Annotated in this window: 15 protein-coding genes and 1 pseudogene; 2 read left to right on the plus strand and 14 right to left on the minus strand. The window is 38.9% G+C overall.

The window, feature by feature from the left end:
- Window positions 1–8 precede the first annotated feature (8 nt).
- From WBN20_RS06545 to folE, 12 genes are all read right to left on the minus strand, one after another.
- Window positions 9–812 carry a hypothetical protein gene (locus tag WBN20_RS06545; RefSeq protein ID WP_424281132.1) on the minus strand — a complete coding sequence of 268 codons (804 nt, stop codon included), beginning with the start codon at window positions 810–812 and terminating at the stop codon, window positions 9–11.
- Window positions 809–2,404, minus strand: a complete 1,596-nt coding sequence (locus WBN20_RS06550) for a hypothetical protein (protein WP_424281133.1) — start codon at window positions 2,402–2,404, stop codon at window positions 809–811. Before WBN20_RS06550 ends, WBN20_RS06545 begins: the two co-directional genes overlap by 4 nt.
- 9 nt (window positions 2,405–2,413) lie before the next feature.
- The gene (locus WBN20_RS06555) at window positions 2,414–3,862 is read right to left on the minus strand and encodes a hypothetical protein (protein WP_424281134.1); all 1,449 of its coding nucleotides are present in this window, start codon (window positions 3,860–3,862) and stop codon (window positions 2,414–2,416) included.
- Window positions 3,841–5,562 (minus strand): cytochrome c3 family protein, encoded by a 1,722-nt coding sequence (locus WBN20_RS06560; RefSeq protein WP_424281135.1) that lies wholly within the window; start codon window positions 5,560–5,562, stop codon window positions 3,841–3,843. Before WBN20_RS06560 ends, WBN20_RS06555 begins: the two co-directional genes overlap by 22 nt.
- 116 nt (window positions 5,563–5,678) lie before the next feature.
- On the minus strand, window positions 5,679–7,019 hold the full coding sequence (locus WBN20_RS06565) for an NAD(P)-binding domain-containing protein (RefSeq protein ID WP_424272508.1): 1,341 nt from the start codon (window positions 7,017–7,019) through the stop codon (window positions 5,679–5,681).
- A complete protein-coding gene (locus tag WBN20_RS06570; RefSeq protein ID WP_424273910.1) occupies window positions 7,019–7,846 on the minus strand; it encodes a hypothetical protein in 828 nt (275 codons plus the stop codon). Before WBN20_RS06570 ends, WBN20_RS06565 begins: the two co-directional genes overlap by 1 nt.
- Before the next feature lie 88 nt (window positions 7,847–7,934).
- Entirely contained in the window at window positions 7,935–8,453 is a 519-nt protein-coding gene (locus WBN20_RS06575) for a GNAT family N-acetyltransferase (protein ID WP_424281136.1), read from the minus strand.
- A gap of 10 nt (window positions 8,454–8,463) precedes the next feature.
- The gene (locus WBN20_RS06580; protein ID WP_424274353.1) at window positions 8,464–8,955 is read right to left on the minus strand and encodes a DUF192 domain-containing protein; all 492 of its coding nucleotides are present in this window, start codon (window positions 8,953–8,955) and stop codon (window positions 8,464–8,466) included.
- 26 nt (window positions 8,956–8,981) lie between these two features.
- Entirely contained in the window at window positions 8,982–9,944 is a 963-nt protein-coding gene (gene lgt, locus WBN20_RS06585; RefSeq protein ID WP_424281137.1) for a prolipoprotein diacylglyceryl transferase, read from the minus strand.
- 141 nt (window positions 9,945–10,085) lie between these two features.
- Window positions 10,086–10,307 (minus strand): membrane protein insertion efficiency factor YidD, encoded by a 222-nt coding sequence (gene yidD / locus WBN20_RS06590; RefSeq protein ID WP_424270909.1) that lies wholly within the window; start codon window positions 10,305–10,307, stop codon window positions 10,086–10,088.
- A 99-nt stretch (window positions 10,308–10,406) separates the two neighbouring features.
- Window positions 10,407–11,891, minus strand: coding sequence for a cysteine--tRNA ligase (gene cysS, locus WBN20_RS06595; RefSeq protein ID WP_424281138.1), 1,485 nt, complete (start codon window positions 11,889–11,891; stop codon window positions 10,407–10,409).
- A gap of 15 nt (window positions 11,892–11,906) precedes the next feature.
- A complete protein-coding gene (gene folE, locus WBN20_RS06600; protein ID WP_424281139.1) occupies window positions 11,907–12,587 on the minus strand; it encodes a GTP cyclohydrolase I FolE in 681 nt (226 codons plus the stop codon).
- A gap of 137 nt (window positions 12,588–12,724) precedes the next feature.
- Here folE and WBN20_RS06605 point away from each other — a divergent pair, with 137 nt between their 5' ends.
- On the plus strand, window positions 12,725–14,530 hold the full coding sequence (locus tag WBN20_RS06605) for a T9SS type B sorting domain-containing protein (protein WP_424281140.1): 1,806 nt from the start codon (window positions 12,725–12,727) through the stop codon (window positions 14,528–14,530).
- A 125-nt stretch (window positions 14,531–14,655) separates the two neighbouring features.
- Window positions 14,656–16,083, plus strand: a complete 1,428-nt coding sequence (locus tag WBN20_RS06610; protein ID WP_424281141.1) for a T9SS type B sorting domain-containing protein — start codon at window positions 14,656–14,658, stop codon at window positions 16,081–16,083.
- A gap of 46 nt (window positions 16,084–16,129) precedes the next feature.
- Here WBN20_RS06610 and WBN20_RS06615 read toward each other — a convergent pair whose 3' ends face one another.
- Together WBN20_RS06615 and WBN20_RS06620 are read right to left on the minus strand one after the other, a co-directional pair.
- Window positions 16,130–17,644, minus strand: coding sequence for an OmpP1/FadL family transporter (locus tag WBN20_RS06615; protein WP_424281142.1), 1,515 nt, complete (start codon window positions 17,642–17,644; stop codon window positions 16,130–16,132).
- Between the two features lie 33 nt (window positions 17,645–17,677).
- Window positions 17,678–18,494 (minus strand): annotated as a pseudogene (locus WBN20_RS06620) (hypothetical protein); the annotation flags it as partial.

The following is an 18,494-nucleotide window of genomic DNA, read 5'->3' on the forward strand; positions in this document are numbered from 1 at the left end:
CCACATAATTACTGCACAAGGGTGCCATTTTCAAGTATCAGGTCGTATTTGTAACCTGCACCGAAATCGCGATTTAGACTTACTACAGCGCGGATTGTTATTTGTTTACCCTCTGGCACAAATGTATTTGTAGTAATAACCATGTCAAAATCGTCCTTACTACCATCTTGAAGATGAATCCAGTTACGACTCATAATATTGGGGTTGACTTTCACACATATACCACTAAGTTGAACGGTATGGCCCTCATACTTCTTCGGATCATTTACCAGATCTGAAATTTTAATTGTTCCCTTGTGAACTATAACTTTTTCAGTATGGGTTGGGATGTCTTCCTTGGCTGCTATTTTCTTTTCGGGATTGCTTTTTGGTTCTGTAACAGTAGTTGCATGTTGGGAATGATCTTCTGAAACAAGATTTGATATAAGATAAATCTCGTCGAAAATTCGGTCGTACTCTTTACTCTCAAAATTCGTTTTAAGAAGACCACCTCGGTAAAAATAGACTTCACCCTTTTTTATTTCTGCTTTCCTTGTAGCTATCCAAAATTCTTCTTCCCCCTCTTTAACCCTGAGATAGACATATCTGGCGGTGGGAAGTACCTCTTCTACCACAACTTTATGCAACTCATTGCCAACCTCGGCTGTTGGGTTTGGAATTACACGCGTTGCAGGATCAGGTGTAAAAATACCTTCGTTTTCAGTATTACCACTATTGGAAGTTGGTGTGATTACCTTGGGACCATTATTGCAGGCCATAGTGCATACTAATAGGGGTATGATGAAAAAGTAAAAGTTGAATTTTTGTGTCATCGCCTGTTTTTTTGTTTGCTATTAAATCGTTGAACTATTCTTGCGTATATTCTATAATTATTTTCAATTTCAGTAATGGCCATCTCACCTGAAATACTGAATAACAAATTCCTGCTGATGTTATAGGATAGATTTGTGCCTATATAATGTTGCAGGTATGTGTCTATCATACTGTAATAATTATAATCTACAAATCTATAATAAAAGTCGGCATATAACTTGTTTTTAACAATATCCCTTGAATATCTTATGGAGCCAATGTTACTTAACAGATAGTTAGATTCATTTCTGTTATAGGATAGTGATAATCTGCCACCAATGCCTGGGATACGTGTCCAGGTAACATATCCATAAAGGTTATCTGATTTATTCTGTTCATCACTTCGGAACCGTTTGGCATAGCTGAAACCAGCCGAGATGTATTTAAATGGCCTGATATTCAGTCTTGCTCTTAATCCTTGACGGGCCAGATCGTCAGCAAGGAGCCTGTCAATTTCGGATTGAAAAGTTTGGTAGTAAAGAATACGTTTTCGGGAGTCATAAGAAAGCATCAGATTAACCTTTCTGCTAATTCTATAGCGTGCAGAGACATATAAATTGGTAAGACTAATATCATTAGAAGTCACTCCGTCTACTTTACTGTATAAATCCACTTCCAATGAAGAGAACAGGTTAAGGTTTTTAAAAATAGTGCTGTTATGTTGAAAATAGGCAAATCGGCGATCTGTTTCCCCTGCATTTTGTTGCTCTGCAAACCCCAGGGTTGTCTGTGAATAAAACTTTTTAGCATCTGTCATTATGCCAGCATAACCCCCATATTGCAGTAAATCTGCATTAAAGCCATAATCAAAGGTATCCGGACGAAAACCACCTATTGCACCAACATAAAATTTACCAAAATATTTTTCAAGCTGTAGCCCGTCAATAGCCCCAAGAGAGGAGATTTTTGGGTTTATATTTCTTCCAGCGATTACAGAAAGTGAAGGTAAAGCGTCATAACGCACAGACAAATTATATACCCTAAAAAAACTGTTCTGTGGAAGTGAGGTACTATCTGCCTGTTGAAAAATATACCTGTAATTTAAATAGGTGTTAAAGGAGAATTTAGAATTGTTTATATGGTTGGCATTCATGGCGAGACGTGTCATTACACGTGTCCTGTTTTCTCTTTGACTATTAATGTTGCTATAGCCCGAAACCGAGACAGACCCGTTAATGTTCTCTGTATACATAGGCTCTATGGTTTCTTCCACAACCGGTGCGACCACTAGTAATTCTGTCGGTGCTTCCTGCTTAGTTTCGGTTTTTAGAACGTAGTTAAATAGTACTTCATCTCCCTTTTGTATTTCACAATCGTTAATAATTGAACATACACAGGATGTAGAAGATTTGCTTTTGACTATTAAACAGGCCTTCTCCATGCCAGTCAAATTTAGAGAATCACCTACCTTGATTGTTGAAGTATCATCAAATTTTACGTAGATGTTATTAGTGGTAACAAACGATACCTGCCCTTGGAGGAGTTTGTCCTGTCCAAACGCATTCGAGATTAAGGCCATAAAGGCTATTATGAAATGTAATTTAAATTTCATTTATCCTTTTCAATCGCCAGTGGGGTGGCATTGTAAACATGCGGAACTCAGATATTCATACCCATTTTCTTCACTGTGTTTATCATCCATTTCAGGCTGTAAATGACATGTGAAACATGTAAAATCTGCATAGTTGGATGGGTTCGCATGGCATTCTACACAATCGTTCCATGCTTCACCCTCGCGGTGTTTTCCGCTATAAATGGGGAAATATTGGCCATCATGGTCGAATTCCGCAGGAGTCCATCCCGGATTGGTGGTATGACAGGCCACACAATCTGTTGGAAAATTTGCCGCCAGGTGATTGGGGTTGTTGGTCTGGTCGTAATCAGATTGATGGCATGCAACACATTCCGGTGAGGCATCTGCATAATTTGGTGTGGTATGGCACTGGTTACAATCCTGAATATTATGACCCTGTGTAAGGGGGAAAAAGTCATGGTTAATAACCGCAGGCATCCAGCCCGGGTTAGTGGTATGACAGGCTACACAATCTGTTGAAAAGCCCGAACTTGTATGATTAGGGTTCTGTGTACCCGCATAATCTTCCTGATGGCAGCTTACACATTCCGGTGAGGCATCTGCATAATTGGGTGTGGTATGGCATTCGGTGCAGTCCTGAATATTATGACCCTGGGTTAGGGGGAAAAAGTCATGGTTAATAACCGCAGGCATCCAACCCGGGCTTGTTGTATGGCAGGCCACACAATCTGTTGAGAAACCCGAACTAGAATGATTTGGGTTCATCGTACCCGCATAATCTTCCTGATGGCACGAAACACATTCAGGAGATGCATCTGAATAGTTGCCAGTTGTATGGCATTGCGTACAATCTTGTATGTTGTGGCCCTCAGTTAAAGGGAAAAAGTCGTGGTTTATGCTTTCTGAGTCCCAACCGAATCCAAGCGGGCTGTGGCATTCAATACAATCTGTTGAAAAACCGGCTTGTTGGTGATTTGGGTTTTGAGTGGCGGCATAATCATCCTGATGACAATCAATACATTCATTTCCCAAAGGATCAATTCTAAGATTACTGCTATCTGTGTTATGGCACTCTATACAGCTAAGATTACTGTGAACTCCTATGAGAGGAAATCCATTTGCTTCATGCAGTTCGGGAATATTGTCTACCAGCCAGGTCTCAGAAGTATGGCATCTCACACAATCATTCCCCACAGATTGGCTGTGAATATCAAGATGACAAGAAGCACAGTCCATAGGTGCCTGGTCAAATACATTGGTGCTATGGCATAGTTTACAATCTACATTTGCATGAGTTCCCTCTAATTGAAAATCGGTTTTACTATGATCAAATTGAATGGTTTGGTAGTTGATGTTCCAACCTCCTGGGTTATGGCATTTAACACAATCCATATCCAAGTCATCACCATGAGGTGACTGAGCCAAAAGCGGTAAGCAGCCCAATAACAGGAATATTAGAGATGACAGTCTATACATTTAAATTTACCCAGTTTGTATATTACCTCTGTTTCTCCATTTGCAGAAGCAACTTCATGACATGCACTACACGCTATTTTTGTATGTTCCCCTTCCAGTGGAAAGGATGTACGGTTGTGGTTAAACCTTTTTGGAAACCAACTATCCGTGATGTGACACCTTGTACAATCTGTTACTCCCTCAATGGCAAATGTATCATCATGAATATTCTCATGACAAGTTATACACTGCCCCCCTAATTTGTTAAACGATTGTTTAAAGGTAGTATTGTTGTCAGACATAACAAAATGACATTCTCTGCAATCTACCTCAATGTGTTTTCCGTCTAATGGCCAATCTGTTAGGCTATGATCAAAATTGACGAGGGTCCAGGCCTCATTTATATGACATATTTTACATTCATCATTGGGGTAGTATTTTTCGCTTATGTAGCCCTCATGGATATCCTGATGACAGTCTATGCAATCTGTTCCGAGATTTCTAAAGCTCCATCTGTCTTCCGTTTCACTAACATGACACGCAAAACACGGAGTGGCATTATGTGCACCTTCTAAAGGGAAGGAGGTGGTTTGGTGTTGTTCGAGCGTGTAAAGGCTGTAATCAAATCCATTTTCCAGTGAATGACATTCCACACAATCTGGAGAAACATTATTTTCCTTGAATTCTCCCCTATGATAATCATCATGGCAATTTTTACAAGCCGTGAAGTCTATTGGTGTAGTAAATCTTTTTTTATGACATTGCCTGCAATCTACCTCAACATGTTTTCCTTCCAGGGGATAATCGGTTACGGTATGGTCAAAGAAATCCATAGATCTTAATGACAAAAAGCTGGTTTCCCGGTGACATTTTACACATTCATTGCCATATTCCCCATTATGCACATCTGTATGGCAGCTTACACAACTGTTTTCACTGATTCTGCTTTTATCCTGAAAAACGGTCAGAGGATTATTGGTATCAGTATGACATGCAAAGCAATCTGTAGTTTGATGACTCCCTTTTAGGGTGAAATTAGTAGAATTATGATCAAAATTTTCTAAACCTGCAAAAGATGTAAAGGAAGCCTCCGTATGGCATTGTGAACACTGTCCTGGTAATTGTTCATTATGAGGGTCTTCATGGCACGAAATACAATCATTAAAAGGAATATCTTTAAATATTTGAAAATCCTTACCGTTTCTTGTAGTTATCTGGTGGCATTCAATGCAATCCACATTCAAATGCTCCCCTTCCAATTTATAATCGGCTGTATCGTGGTCAAAGTTTGAAGCCGGCTTAAAAGCTTCCATAGTATGACATGCCAAACAATCATTGGTAAGGGTCTTTTGGTGAACATCATCATGACAGGAAAGACAAGTTTCATCTAAGCCCAGAAATGTATTTTTTCTCTTTTTAAGTTCTCTGTCCTGGATATTTTCAGAAATATGGCATTTTCTGCAATCCACTTCCTCGTGTTTACCCTCTAATTCATAACCGGTAAGGTCATGGTTGAAGGTATCTTCATCAAAACGGACCATATCAAAATTACGACCATGATGATCACTATGACATTCAAAACAGTCTTTTTTAACTACACTGGAATTCGCGTGATAGCCATCTTTTTTATTGATTAACGATTGTATGTCCTTATGACAATCCAGGCATTTCTTGTCAGATACTTTGTCGCCAAGATCATGGCATAGGGTACAATTACTCATCCCTTCAAGATTTGCGTGAGATTGAGACAAATCACCAGGAGATATTTGACCATAGCCCGTGGTCAGGCATATAACAAATAGGAAAATTGTATGTTTAAAATGGTTGTTCAATCCATTTATTTATAAGATTTAAGGACATGACCAAAACGTTTGGTAATCTCTATCCCTGCATTTTGTAAAAAGCCAGTAGGTAATTCGCCTCCCGCAAAAATATATACAAGGTCATTTTCAATTTCCGTGGCTGCGTCTCCTTCAATGCTCATTAAAACACTTTTCTCGTTTATGGATACCAGGTTAGAATTATATACTACTCTGATAGATTTATCAGCTATTGCCTGCTCAATTTTTTCCCTGTTTTTGGGTTTCAGCCTTGAAAATTTGTCTTTTCTATATGATAGTAGTACTTCATTATTATTTTGCAACAATAGAAGGGCAGATTCAATTGCAGAATCACCTCCGCCCACAACAATGATTTTTTTCTCTTCGATCCGTTCTGGTTCTAGCAATCTGTAGGCTACATTCTGTGAATTTTCCCCCGGAATACCTAGTTTTCGTGGCGTTCCTCTTCTACCTATAGACAATAGCACCTGGTTACAAATGTATTCACTACCGGTATTGGTAACTATTTTAAAAGTTTCGCCTTCACTAGGTGTAATACTTTCAACCTTGGTGTTTTCAAGAATTTCTAAATTCTGTTCAGAAATAACTTTTTTCCATAATTGAAGCAATTCGTCCTTGGAAGTATCGTATAATTTGGCCTTCCCATAAAGTGGTAAATCCATGGGAGAAGTCATTACAATTTTTGCCCTTGGAAAGGTATAGACTGTTCCCCCGAGGGAATCTTGTTCTAATGTTATACAAGTTAATCCCTGTTTTTTAGCTTCAAGAGTTGCGGAAATCCCCGCAGGGCCTGCACCTATTATGACTACATCTAAAACATTTTCCTTAGTTGGTTTTTTCTGTTTTGCAATATTCTCCATCGCTTGCTGGCCCTGCTCAACACTGTTTTTGATCAATCCCATCCCACCTAATTCTCCGGCTATATACATGCCTTTGATATTAGTCTCGTAGTCTTCACTTACATGAGGGAGATCCACACCTCTGGTTTCTGTCCCTATGCGCAGCGATATAGCCTCAACAGGGCAAGCGTGAAAACAGGCGCCATGACCAACACAATTAGAAGTGTTAATTACGGTGGCAATACCATTTGTTATTCCTATAATATCTTTTTCCGGGCATGCAGTAATACAGGCGCCACTGCCAATACAAGCGGTAAGATCAATATGCGGATACAGGGAAATGGGTTCAAATAATCCTTCTTCCTTGGCAACAGCAACTTTTTTTACTGTCTCAAGCGACTTTTTGCTTTTTCTTCGCAGATAGAAAAATATGGTGAATGCACATAAAAGTAGCACTACGCCATACACTATTATCTGTTCTAATAACACTTCATTCATCAGAATATCCATTTATAACCAAAAGCAAGTGTAACCGCCACATGAATGACTACAATAATGAGCATAATCAAAGCAAAGGGCATATGGGCCACATGCCAGTACTTAAAAAGTTTTTGCATCATTTGTAATCTGCCTATTTTATTTGAAAGTACTATTTCCTTTTTTACCATTTGTAAGATGGTATTCCTGTCTTTTTTGGGCAGGTCCTTGCGGCTCAGTACTTTTTTTAAATACCCTAACTTTTTCCTATTGTCAATTGTGTTTTCTTCACTCATTAGATCGGTAACAATATCTATAGTATTCGACTCAAGATTAAATCGTTGATGTAACACTACGGCCATATCGGTTTTCAAATGCTGAAGTTCGTTCATACTCAATTCCCGGCCCTCAATTGTTCTCGGTATCTGATTATAGATAAATCTTCCGATTACTCCGCTAAGTACTACAGCAACCATGCTCCAAAAGGCTACTGATACAATACCTCCAAACTTAAATGCAGTGTGGAAGAGTACCAGAATAGGGCCAAGGGTACACAGGAAAATGTGAAATTCGAGTAGGTATTTAAGTCTTATTTGTTTAGCTAAAAAATTATAGCGTTTTCTGGCAATGTATATGACTACACCAAAGAGGATCATGAATGTACCGATAATACCCAAACCTTGTCCATATATGCCGCTTGGTTTAAACCAATTATGTCTGGGGTGATAAAATCGTTCTTCCAATGGGGTGCCATAGTAAGTGTAACCCGTATAAAATAAATATAGGGTAACTACCAAAACTATAATGGTCATAGTAGTGATGTAGGTTATGTGAACGGTTTTTTTCAAACCAATAGCAGTTAAAACTGTGAGCGATTTATTTAGTAACGACCGAATAAAATAAAAATTGGCTGGTTTTGGTCAAAAATCAGGATTTCTAAGAAAATACCCTAAAAATATGAACAGGAATGCCCTTATAGGTAGTTGTTTTATCTAAATGCATCCCATTGTTCAGGGCAACTTTTTGAGATCCAATATTGTCTATATGTATGATTGAAATTATGGATTCTGCTAATTTGTGTTCTAAGGCATAAGCCTTGCATTTTTTTGCGGCCTCTGTGGCGTATCCCTTTTTCCAGTATTCAGGTAAGATAGAATAACCAATCTCCAGTTCCTGAATTTCATCTACGGTTTGGATCAGGAGACCACACATTCCCACAAGTTGGCCGTTTTCTTTGCTTATAAGTGCATTTAGTCCACCTAAATTGTTTTTATATCTTGTAAATACCTTCGTAAACCAATTCTGGCAGGCAACTTGAGGTTCAAAGATCTCTCCCGCAAAATATTGTGAACTTAAGGGTTCCTGGTGAAATGGTAACCAGGCATTAAAATCTGTCTTCGATACTTTACGGAAAATAAGACGATTACTTTCCTCCCCTTCAAGAAGTAAGTTCATTTTCTACTTTTTACAATCTTATAAACGCTATGCGATCACCAACTTCCAAAGAATGTTGTTTTCGCTGTCCGGCATTAAGTTCCAGGACATATTGAACAGGAACTTCAGACGACAGGCCTGTCTCATCCATTGGTTGTGCATTTTCCTTATAGCTTGCAATCCTAAGTTTATCATCTATAAAAATGAGGTCGAGTGGTATTTTGGTGTTTTTCATATAAAATGAATGAAAAAGCACGTCTGGAAAGATAAAAAACATACCCTGATCCAATTCCATGGATTCCCGATACATAAGGCCCGTCTGCGTCTCATAATCAGATTCCGCAATTTCTATATTGTATTTTACGAGTACAGAGTCTGTCTGTTCCTTATAGATTGTAAGTTCGCCTTCTTTTGTAAATGTTACAGGCTCAGTTTTGACTACCTTTTTCTGGTCTTCCTTGCAGCCATTAAGCGTTATCAATGCCAAAATCAGGGAAATACCATAAAACTTTAATGTTTTCATCTTAGCTTATATTAAGTCGATATTCACTAGGCAGTGACGCTTTTTTTTCTGAACATAAAATAAAATCCAATAAGAATAAAAGGAATACTTAACCATTGGCCGGTTGATAATAACCCTAATGATTCTTCAAAACCACCCTGACTTTTCTTTACAAATTCTACAAAGAACCGAATGGTCCAAAGGAGTACCAGGAATAAACCAAATAAAAAACCTGGCTGATTCTTTTTGTCAGTCTTCCAGTAGAAGTAATACAGAATTAGAAAAACAAATATATAAGCGACACCTTCATACAATTGAGCAGGATGTCTGAAAGGAATAGCACTGAAATATTCGGCAAACTTTGGATTATTTTCCAAAGCCGTATATGCCGCATTAATAGACCCTTCTTTGGTAATTTGTACTGCCGATGCAGCCGGCATATCATCTGAATCACGCACAAATTTCGTCGCAAAAACAAAATTTTCATCGGTTATTTTACCATTTATCTCCGAGTTAAAGAAGTTGCCTAGTCTTACGAAAAAGGCCCCAATAGCAACAGTAATAACCACCCTGTCTAAAACCCAAAGCATTTTGAGGTCCTTGTATTTTTTGCTTAAAAAATACATACCGATAATGATGCCTATAGCGGCGCCATGGCTTGCAAGGCCCGTAAAACCAGTAAATTCATAACCATTAATAATGCCGAATAATGTACTTCCTGTACGCTCTTTTATCGGCAGCAGAATCTCTACAAGATGGTTTTTGTAATAAGGCCAGTCATAAAAAAAGACATGTCCCAGGCGTGCACCAAGCATTGTTGAAAGTACAGTGTAAATAAAAAGGGAATCTAGTTGCTCGAGGGATTTTTTTTCGTTTAAAAAAATCTTTTTCATAATATACCAACCCAGGGCAAAGGCTATTATCCATGAAAGATTGTAGTATTTAATTTGCAATACACCAATTTTAAAAAGGGTGCCATCCGGATTCCAGGTAAAACCTAAAAAATACATAGTGAAGATATTAAGCGGCTAAGATAAGAAAATTGAACAGAGACCAAAGGTAAAGCACCTTAACTTTCCTGTACTTTTTAGGGAATTTTTAGGTGGGGATAAGATTTAAATAAATTTCTGATTGTATCTAAGTTTAGCAGGTCAGGGAACGGGATCATATCCTTTTCCACCCCAGGGATTACAACTGAAAATTCGTTTTATGGCTAACCAGCCTCCTTTGAATAGCCCATGTTTTTTTAACGCCTCAAGGGTATACTGAGAGCATGTAGGACTATATCTGCAACTGGCAGGAGTTAAAGGTGAAATTACCAACTGGTAGAACCTGACTAGAAGTACAAAGGGTGCAATTAGAATTTTTTTCACCTTGAAGAATATTATTTAAATACTAATTTATAGTCGTAATTAGTTTTAGGAATTACATAAAAATAAACATGAAAGTATTAACCCAATAGATACTGCAATTTACGGGGAGACGTTAAATGTTGTTCCCTCTTTACTATCTTTTAGCTGAATACCAAGATTTGCCAACTGGTCCCTGATTTTATCGGATGTACCAAAATCTTTGTTGGTACGTGCTTCATTGCGCAATTGAATAAGTAATTCAACAACACCTGATAACTTTTCTGAATCCCTTCCGCTATCATTTTTATTTTCCAGGCCAAGAACATCAAATACAAAACTATTCATAGTCTCGATAAGAATTTTTTTATCATCTGCGGTAAGCTGTTCTTTTCCTTCTTTTATGAGGTTGATATGTTTAACTCCTTCAAAAAGGTTTGCAATTAGAATTGGGGTGTTAAAATCGTCATTCATTGCATCATAACACTTTTGCCTCCACGCCGTAATATCGAAATCTGAATTTGTACCCGTATTTAGCGCCTCCAGACCGGTAATTGCATCCATAAGTCTGTGATACCCTTTTTCTGAGGCAAGGAGGGCTTCGTTGCTTAAATCCAGAATGCTGGTATAATGTGCCTGCATCATAAAAAAGCGTACAACTGAAGGTGAAAATGCTTTGCTAAGGATGCCATTATCACCGCTAAAGATCTCATTAGGCAGAATATTATTACCGGTAGATTTTGCCATCTTTTTACCATTTAAGGTAAGCATATTGGCATGCAGCCAATATTTAACCGGAGAATGGCCGTTGCCGGCCTCCGCCTGTGCAATTTCACATTCGTGATGAGGAAATTTCAAGTCCATTCCGCCTCCGTGTATGTCAAAATTCTCACCAAGATATTTTGTACTCATTGCCGTGCATTCAAGATGCCAGCCCGGAAAACCATCTCCCCAGGGGGAAGGCCATCGCATTATATGTTGTGGTTCAGCCTTTTTCCACAAAGCAAAATCCTGAGGACTTTTCTTATCGTCCTGAGCTGTAAGTTCCCTCGTATTGGAGATCATGTCTTCCAACTTTCTGCCACTCAGCTTGCCATATTCATAATCTTCATTAAATTTCTTTACGTCAAAGTAGACAGAATCATTAACTTCATAGGCATAACCTTTTTTAAGGATATCCTTAATGATCTCTATTTGCTCTATAATATGACCCGTAGCAGTTGGTTCAATGCTAGGAGGTAAAAAATTAAATTTCTGTAGAATATTGTGGAAATCCACGGTATAGCGCTGTACAACCTCCATAGGTTCTATTTGCTCTAACCTTGCTTTTTTTGCAATTTTGTCTTCCCCTTCATCAGCATCGCCTTCCAAATGGCCTGCATCTGTAATATTTCTTACATAACGCACCTTATATCCCAAATGCCTTAGGTATCGGAAGATCATATCAAATGACATAAAAGTTCGGCAGTTTCCAAGATGTACATTACTGTATACCGTGGGACCGCATACATACATACCTACATGTCCTTCGTTAATAGGTTCGAATAGTTCTTTGGTACTGGAAAGGGAATTATAGACCTTAAGGTGTTGGGTTTTATATAATTGCATTGTTGCGATATACAATTAGAAATTGGTCTCCATTTTGATATAATCCAAAAACTCGATTCTGGTGGCATCTTCTTTAAATTTGCCACCGTATTCCGCAGTTACTGTACTACTATCCACATCGCGTATTCCACGTGAATTTACGCATAAATGCTTCGCGTCTATAACACAGGCAACATCTTTGGTGCCTAATACTTCCTGAAGTTCTTTTACGATTTGAATATTCAGCCTTTCCTGCACCTGTGGTCTTTTGGCAAAATAATCAACTATCCTGTTCATTTTGGAAAGTCCAACTACTGTACCGCTTGAAATGTAAGCTATATGGGCTCTTCCAACAATTGGAAGAAGATGATGCTCACAAGTAGAATAAACCGTGATATTTTTTTCCACCAACATTTCACCATATTTGTACTTATTCTCGAAGGTAGAAGATTTTGGTTTTTTCTTTGGATTTAAACCACCAAAGAGTTCTTTTACATACATTTTAGCTACCCTGTCTGGTGTCCCACTTAAGCTATCGTCCTCCATGTCCAGCCCCAGGGTAAGCATAATTTCCCTGACATTTTCGCGAATACGCCCAACTTTTTCTTCCTCACTTAAAACAAATGCATCTTTTCTAATTGGGGTTTGTTCTGAAGCGGATACGTGATCGTTTCCTAAGTCATCAAAGTGTTCTTCCAATGTACTGTCTAATTTCATCCGGATACCTCTTTTTGGAAAGGCAAAGATATACATAATATGGCACTTTATACTATGTTTAGGGCCATACACAACATAAATTAGTGTTAAGCAGAGGTACAGGGTATTTTTATATATTCCAAACCGTGTGCCTGTTTATGAAGAGTAAAATCTTATTATTCTGGTTATTAACAATTCTTGGGACAACTTCACTTTTGTCCCAGGTAGCAGCTGATTGCGGTAATGCCGTACCCATATGCAATAATACTCCGGTTAACGGGGGTACCCAGGGTTATGGTATTGATGATTTCAACGGAGATACAACAAGTGGTTGCCTGGAACAAACAATAAGCGGTTCAATAGAATCTAATTCTGCATGGTATCGTTTTAGAACAGGGGCATCGGGACAGTTAGGATTCAATATAGGTTTTGATGCCTCTGAGGACTGGGATTTTGCCTTATACCGGGCAGCAGACTGTAACAGTTTGGGAGAGCCTGTCCGTTGTAACTTTTTTGATAACAGTGATGCAGAAACCTTTATGGGAGTAGGGGAAGACCCAACCGGAAACACAAATACAGTACTTTATGAAGATTGGTTAAATGTAATGCCGGGTGAGGATTACTATTTGATGATAAATAATTTTAGTAACAATAATTCGGGTTTTTCAATTCAATTTTCTGGAAATATTTTTACAACCAACCCATTTGATGCGCTGGATTGTTCCATTATAAATAATCTCCTGGGACCTCCACTGGCCGCTTGCGATAATGAGAATATAATTCTGGATGGAACCGCATCCAATGCTGTAAGCTATACCTGGTACAATGACACAGGATCGGGTTTTCAACCAATAGCAGGTGAAACCGGCCCAACGCTTCATGTAACAGTATCTGCCATGTACAGGGTAGAAGTCATTACTACAACCATGACAAATATAATAAGCGATGTTCAGGTGGCCTTCAATGCATCACCGATTACAAATTCTATTACAGATGAAATTGTTTGTTCAGATGCTGGGATATTTAATTTAACTCAAAAAGATAGTCAGGCCTTAGGTACACAGGATCCTGCAGCTTTTATGGTTACCTATCATAACACACAAAATGATGCCATGCTTGGCATAAATTCATTAATATCATCATATCCGCTGAGCATTGGTACTGAAACCATTTTTGTTCGAACCACCTCATTGGAAAATCCAAGATGCTTTGACGCCTCTGAACAGTTTCAGCTAAGTGTTGTTGAAACCCCTGTTTTAAACTTTCCTACCGAGATTTTTATATGTGAAGATTCAGCGGGCGTAATCATTGGTGAAACAACTCCCGACGCTCTATATACTTATTCCTGGGATACAGGAGAGTCAACCCCCGGTATTACGGTCTCTCAGGCAGGAAATTATTCATTAACGGTTACTAATAATCAATTGGGACTACCGTGTTCAACATCCAGTTTAATTACAGTAGTAGTTTCTGAAACTCCGGTAATAACAGATGTTATTATAGAGGATCTCCAAAACAATAATACAGTAGAAATTATAACGGATGTGATGGGTAGCTTTGAATATCAAATAGACAATGAACCATTTCAGTCAGGCAATATCTTCAGCAATGTCCCACCCGGCGCACATACGGTTACAATTAATGATCTTAACGGTTGTGGTTCTGTTACCGAAAGCATTATCGTAGTAGGATATCCTAGTTTTTTCACACCTAATGGTGATGGAACCAATGACTATTGGCATATTTTGGGAGTATCCAACCTGGAAAACCCCATAGTTTATGTATATGATAGATACGGCAAGCTTTTAAAACAGATGGATGACAGTAGTCTGGGCTGGGACGGAACTTTTAATGGCAGGGAATTGCCATCTTCAGATTATTGGTTTAAACTCATATATACAGATTTACAAGGCCAGCTTGTTGAGGCCAGGTATATAAACAATCATTTTGCCTTAAAAAGATAAAAGTTTCCATTTTTAACGTCTGGTTGTTTATCGATAAAGTGCAGAAAAACTTCGACGAGATATACTAAATTTTAGCCCTTGGAGTTATAGTATTGATTAATTATATAATGTTAGCCCCTTAATCTATGCGAACACCCGTTAGTTCCTTGTGCTTCACGCTCTTTTTCTGTATGGGAGTTATGGCGCAGAATTCTGCAGATTGCCGAAGTGCCATCCCCGTTTGTGCCGATGCGCCAATTCTATCATTTACTGATGGCCTTGGCGATGTTGATGATTTTGATCCTGATGATATAAGGCTAAGTGGTTGTTTGGAAAAAGGGAGTGTCAGTTCTGCAAATATTGAAAACAATACATCCTGGTATGTATTCAGGGCAGGGACAGATGGTCAGATTGGCTTTGATATAGAGGCATTGCCAGCCTTGGGTACCACAATAACCTCCGAATATGATTTTGCATTGTACGGTCCGGATACAGATTGCGCTGACATAAGTAATGGAACGGCGCAACCCATTAGATGCAATTACGAAGTAAATAGTACAAACTTTACCGGGGTAGGGGTTAACCCTGAAAATGGTCAGGAAGGAGCACCGCCTTTAACCGCCAACCAAAATACTTATGATGAATGGATAGACGTTATTGCTGGAGAAGTCTACTATCTTCTGATTAACAATTTCAATACTAACTTTGATGGAAATCCTGAGCCTTTTTCGTTAACCTTTACAGGCAGCTCTGTGGATGCAGATCAGGATACAGCGCTTGATTGTACCCTTAGGGATGAATTTTTAGGACTGGATATAATTGCCTGCGAAGGTGATCCTGATATAACCCTAACCGCATTAAATTCCCCGGCCGGGCCCGATATTGCCACGGTCACCTGGACAGTCGATTACGACGATGACGGAACTATAGATGCAACCCTCCCGGGTACAGGCCCACTCGGCGCAGAGTTGGTAGTAATTAGTCCAACCTCGGGGCGGTACTATGTTTCAATATTAACTACACTTGCCACTACTATAACAGATGATATTTTAATTACATTTTATGGAATTCCGGTTTTGTTTCCGGACCCGGATGGTATAATAATCCTGGATGATTTGTCCGATAGTAATAATGTGGAGTTTTTTGTAGATGGTGATGGTGAGTACGAATACGCCATAAACGGTGGCGAATTTCAGGATGATTCTGTATTTATGGATATTCCTCCCGGATTGAATTCCGTTATAATAAATGATAAAAATGGCTGTGGAACCACAGAGCCCATTGAATTTTTGGTTGTAGGATACCCCAAGTTTTTTACACCTAACGGAGATGGTATTCACGATGCATGGAATATCATTGGAATTGAGACACTTACAGATCCGGTAGTTTTCATTTTTGACCGATACGGCAAATTATTAAAACAACTGGATGAAACTACTATAGGGTGGGACGGCACTTTTAACGGCAGGCCCATGCCCTCCTCTGATTATTGGTTCCGCCTTGAGTACGAACGCGATGAAGACGGGGTGCAGGTAGCCAATACCATTAGAACTCATTTTTCACTTGTGAGATAAAAAAAAGCCCTGAATTACTTCAGGGCTTTTTTTTAATACTTTGAGCTTAAAAATTAATGGTGTACCCGAAGCTATAATTATTCATAATGCCATTTACGTTTGCAGGCGTTGCTATTCCTACATCGGCAAGTTGAACATTAGCATCTCGTTCAGATCTGCTATAAGTAAAGTCTATTCTACTGCTTCCGAAGTTATAACCTATACCTGCCGAAAATCCATTTAAATCACTTATGGTAATTTTATTTGCATAAGGACTTTGTTCGTAACGATAGCCACCACGCAGACTTAAATGTTTTATCCGGTATTCCCCACCAACTCTGAAAGTAGATACCGCCCTAAGTTCTCTGCCAATCTCGGAATTAACGGTTGCAAAACTGGCATCTGATGTAGGTCGTAATTCGGCATTGGACATATCCTGATAGCTATAATCAAAACTTAAAAGGCCATTGGGGCCAAACACAAGTGCCATACTTCCATTAAATTTGCCGGGAGTCTTTACTTTATACCTTGGGAAAATATTTACAATGTTGAAATCTATAAAGGTTATATCCGTGTTTTTAACAGGAGAATCAGAATTAATTCTTTGTGATAAATCATCCCTTAAATCATACCAGGTAGGGGATTGATAACTTCCTCCAAGTCTCAAATATTTATTCAATTTTGCAATTACTCCTAAGTTGAAGGAAAAAGCCTGACCCCTTGAGATAAGTAGGTTGTCAAAATTTATAAATTGAATTTCTGAAGCCGTATCAAAACCTCTCTCGCTCAATTGCGTATATTTCTCATAATAAATACTATGAAAATTCAGGGAAGCACCCATATATAGAAAATCCTTGTATTGAGAACCAAAATTCATAGTGAACTTACTGTTATATCCTCTTGTCGATTGCAAAAATTCCTGATTTACGGTGCTGTATTCTGCATTTGATAAATATTCGGTATTGTTGTCATCATCAAAATCTACCGGATCAATTATCCCTGCCTGAAAACCTAAAAATGCTTGTTGCGGTCCAAAACCAAGGCTACTCCCTATATCCAGATAGGCTTCTTCAATCAATTCACCATCCTGAACAAACAAAGGGCCTAAAGACTGGCCCTGAGAATAGGCAAGAAAGTAGTTGTCAATACCTTCATTACCATTACCTGAGGAAAAAAACTGGTTGCTGAAATTATTTACCAGATCATAGTTAAAAGCCAGTGAATATTTCCTCCAATCAGAATTTTCATTATTATTTTTAAATACCATAACACCACCTACCTGATTAATTTTAAATGAATTAAGTCGGGTATTGTTGGTTGTCCCAAAATAGGTTGCATCGTTGTTGCGGTTGTAGTTCGTTCCTGTCATGGTAAACTGACTATTATTGAAAACTGCCGATCCTGCGGGATTGATATTCAATGCGGAAAGATCACCTCCAAGAGCTCCGAAAGCCCCACTTAAACCCTGAAAACGAGTTGTTCCATGAGTGTTTTCAATACTGTATCTGAGTACATCCTCAATATTTTGTGCGCTTAGAGTCCCACATATCAATACCAGGATGAAAAATATATTTCTTTTCATTTTATAAGAATTAAATACTACTGATTTTTGGAATTATTGTCTGCCGCCCCTGCTTCCACCAGAACTTCTGGAACCACCTCCGGAGCTTCTGGAACCACCCCCGGAACTTCTGGAACCACCGCCAGAACTTCTCATGCTACCAGAAGATCTTGAAGACCCCCCGGAACTTCTGTAGCCACTTGAGCTTCTGGACCCTCCGGAACTTCTATAGCCACTTGAACTTCTGGACCCTCCAGAACTTCGATAACCAGATGAACTTCTAGACCCCGAACTTCTTCCGGAACTATAGCCGGAGGTTCTGGGCATGGAGGATGACGACCTGGAATAACCAGAACTTCTTTGAGTAGAATTTCCATAAGCTCTTCTGGCAGTATTTGTACTGGCTGCTCCTCTGCTATATGTGCTGTTTCCCGGAGAATTTCTTCTGTATGTATTACTGTTTCTTGTGCTTCTTGAATATCCGGGAACAGATCTCGTGCTTCTGCTCGTTCTATATGCCCTGTTTCTTGCAATGGCATCAGGACTCACGCTTCTTCTTGCCGTTGTACCCGATCTATATGCACCGGAACTTCGCGTAGCCGAAGCAGTTCTGGCTGTCCCTGATCTTGAACTAATAGATCTGGAACGGGAAGCTGTTCTTCCATTTCCTGATGTTAAACTAGACCTTCCTCTTCCTGAGGTTAGATTAGATCTTCCTCTTAATGAATTTGAAGTTAAAGCATTAGTATAATTATTGCCGTAATAACCTCTCCTGCTACTGTTGTATGAATATCTTCCATAACCATAACCATAACCATAACCATAACCATAACCAGGATAGCCCCAGCCATAACCGGGATAGCCCCAGCCC

Origin of the sequence: Eudoraea sp. (genome assembly GCF_049665975.1) — a bacterium.
GTDB lineage: Bacteria > Bacteroidota > Bacteroidia > Flavobacteriales > Flavobacteriaceae > Eudoraea.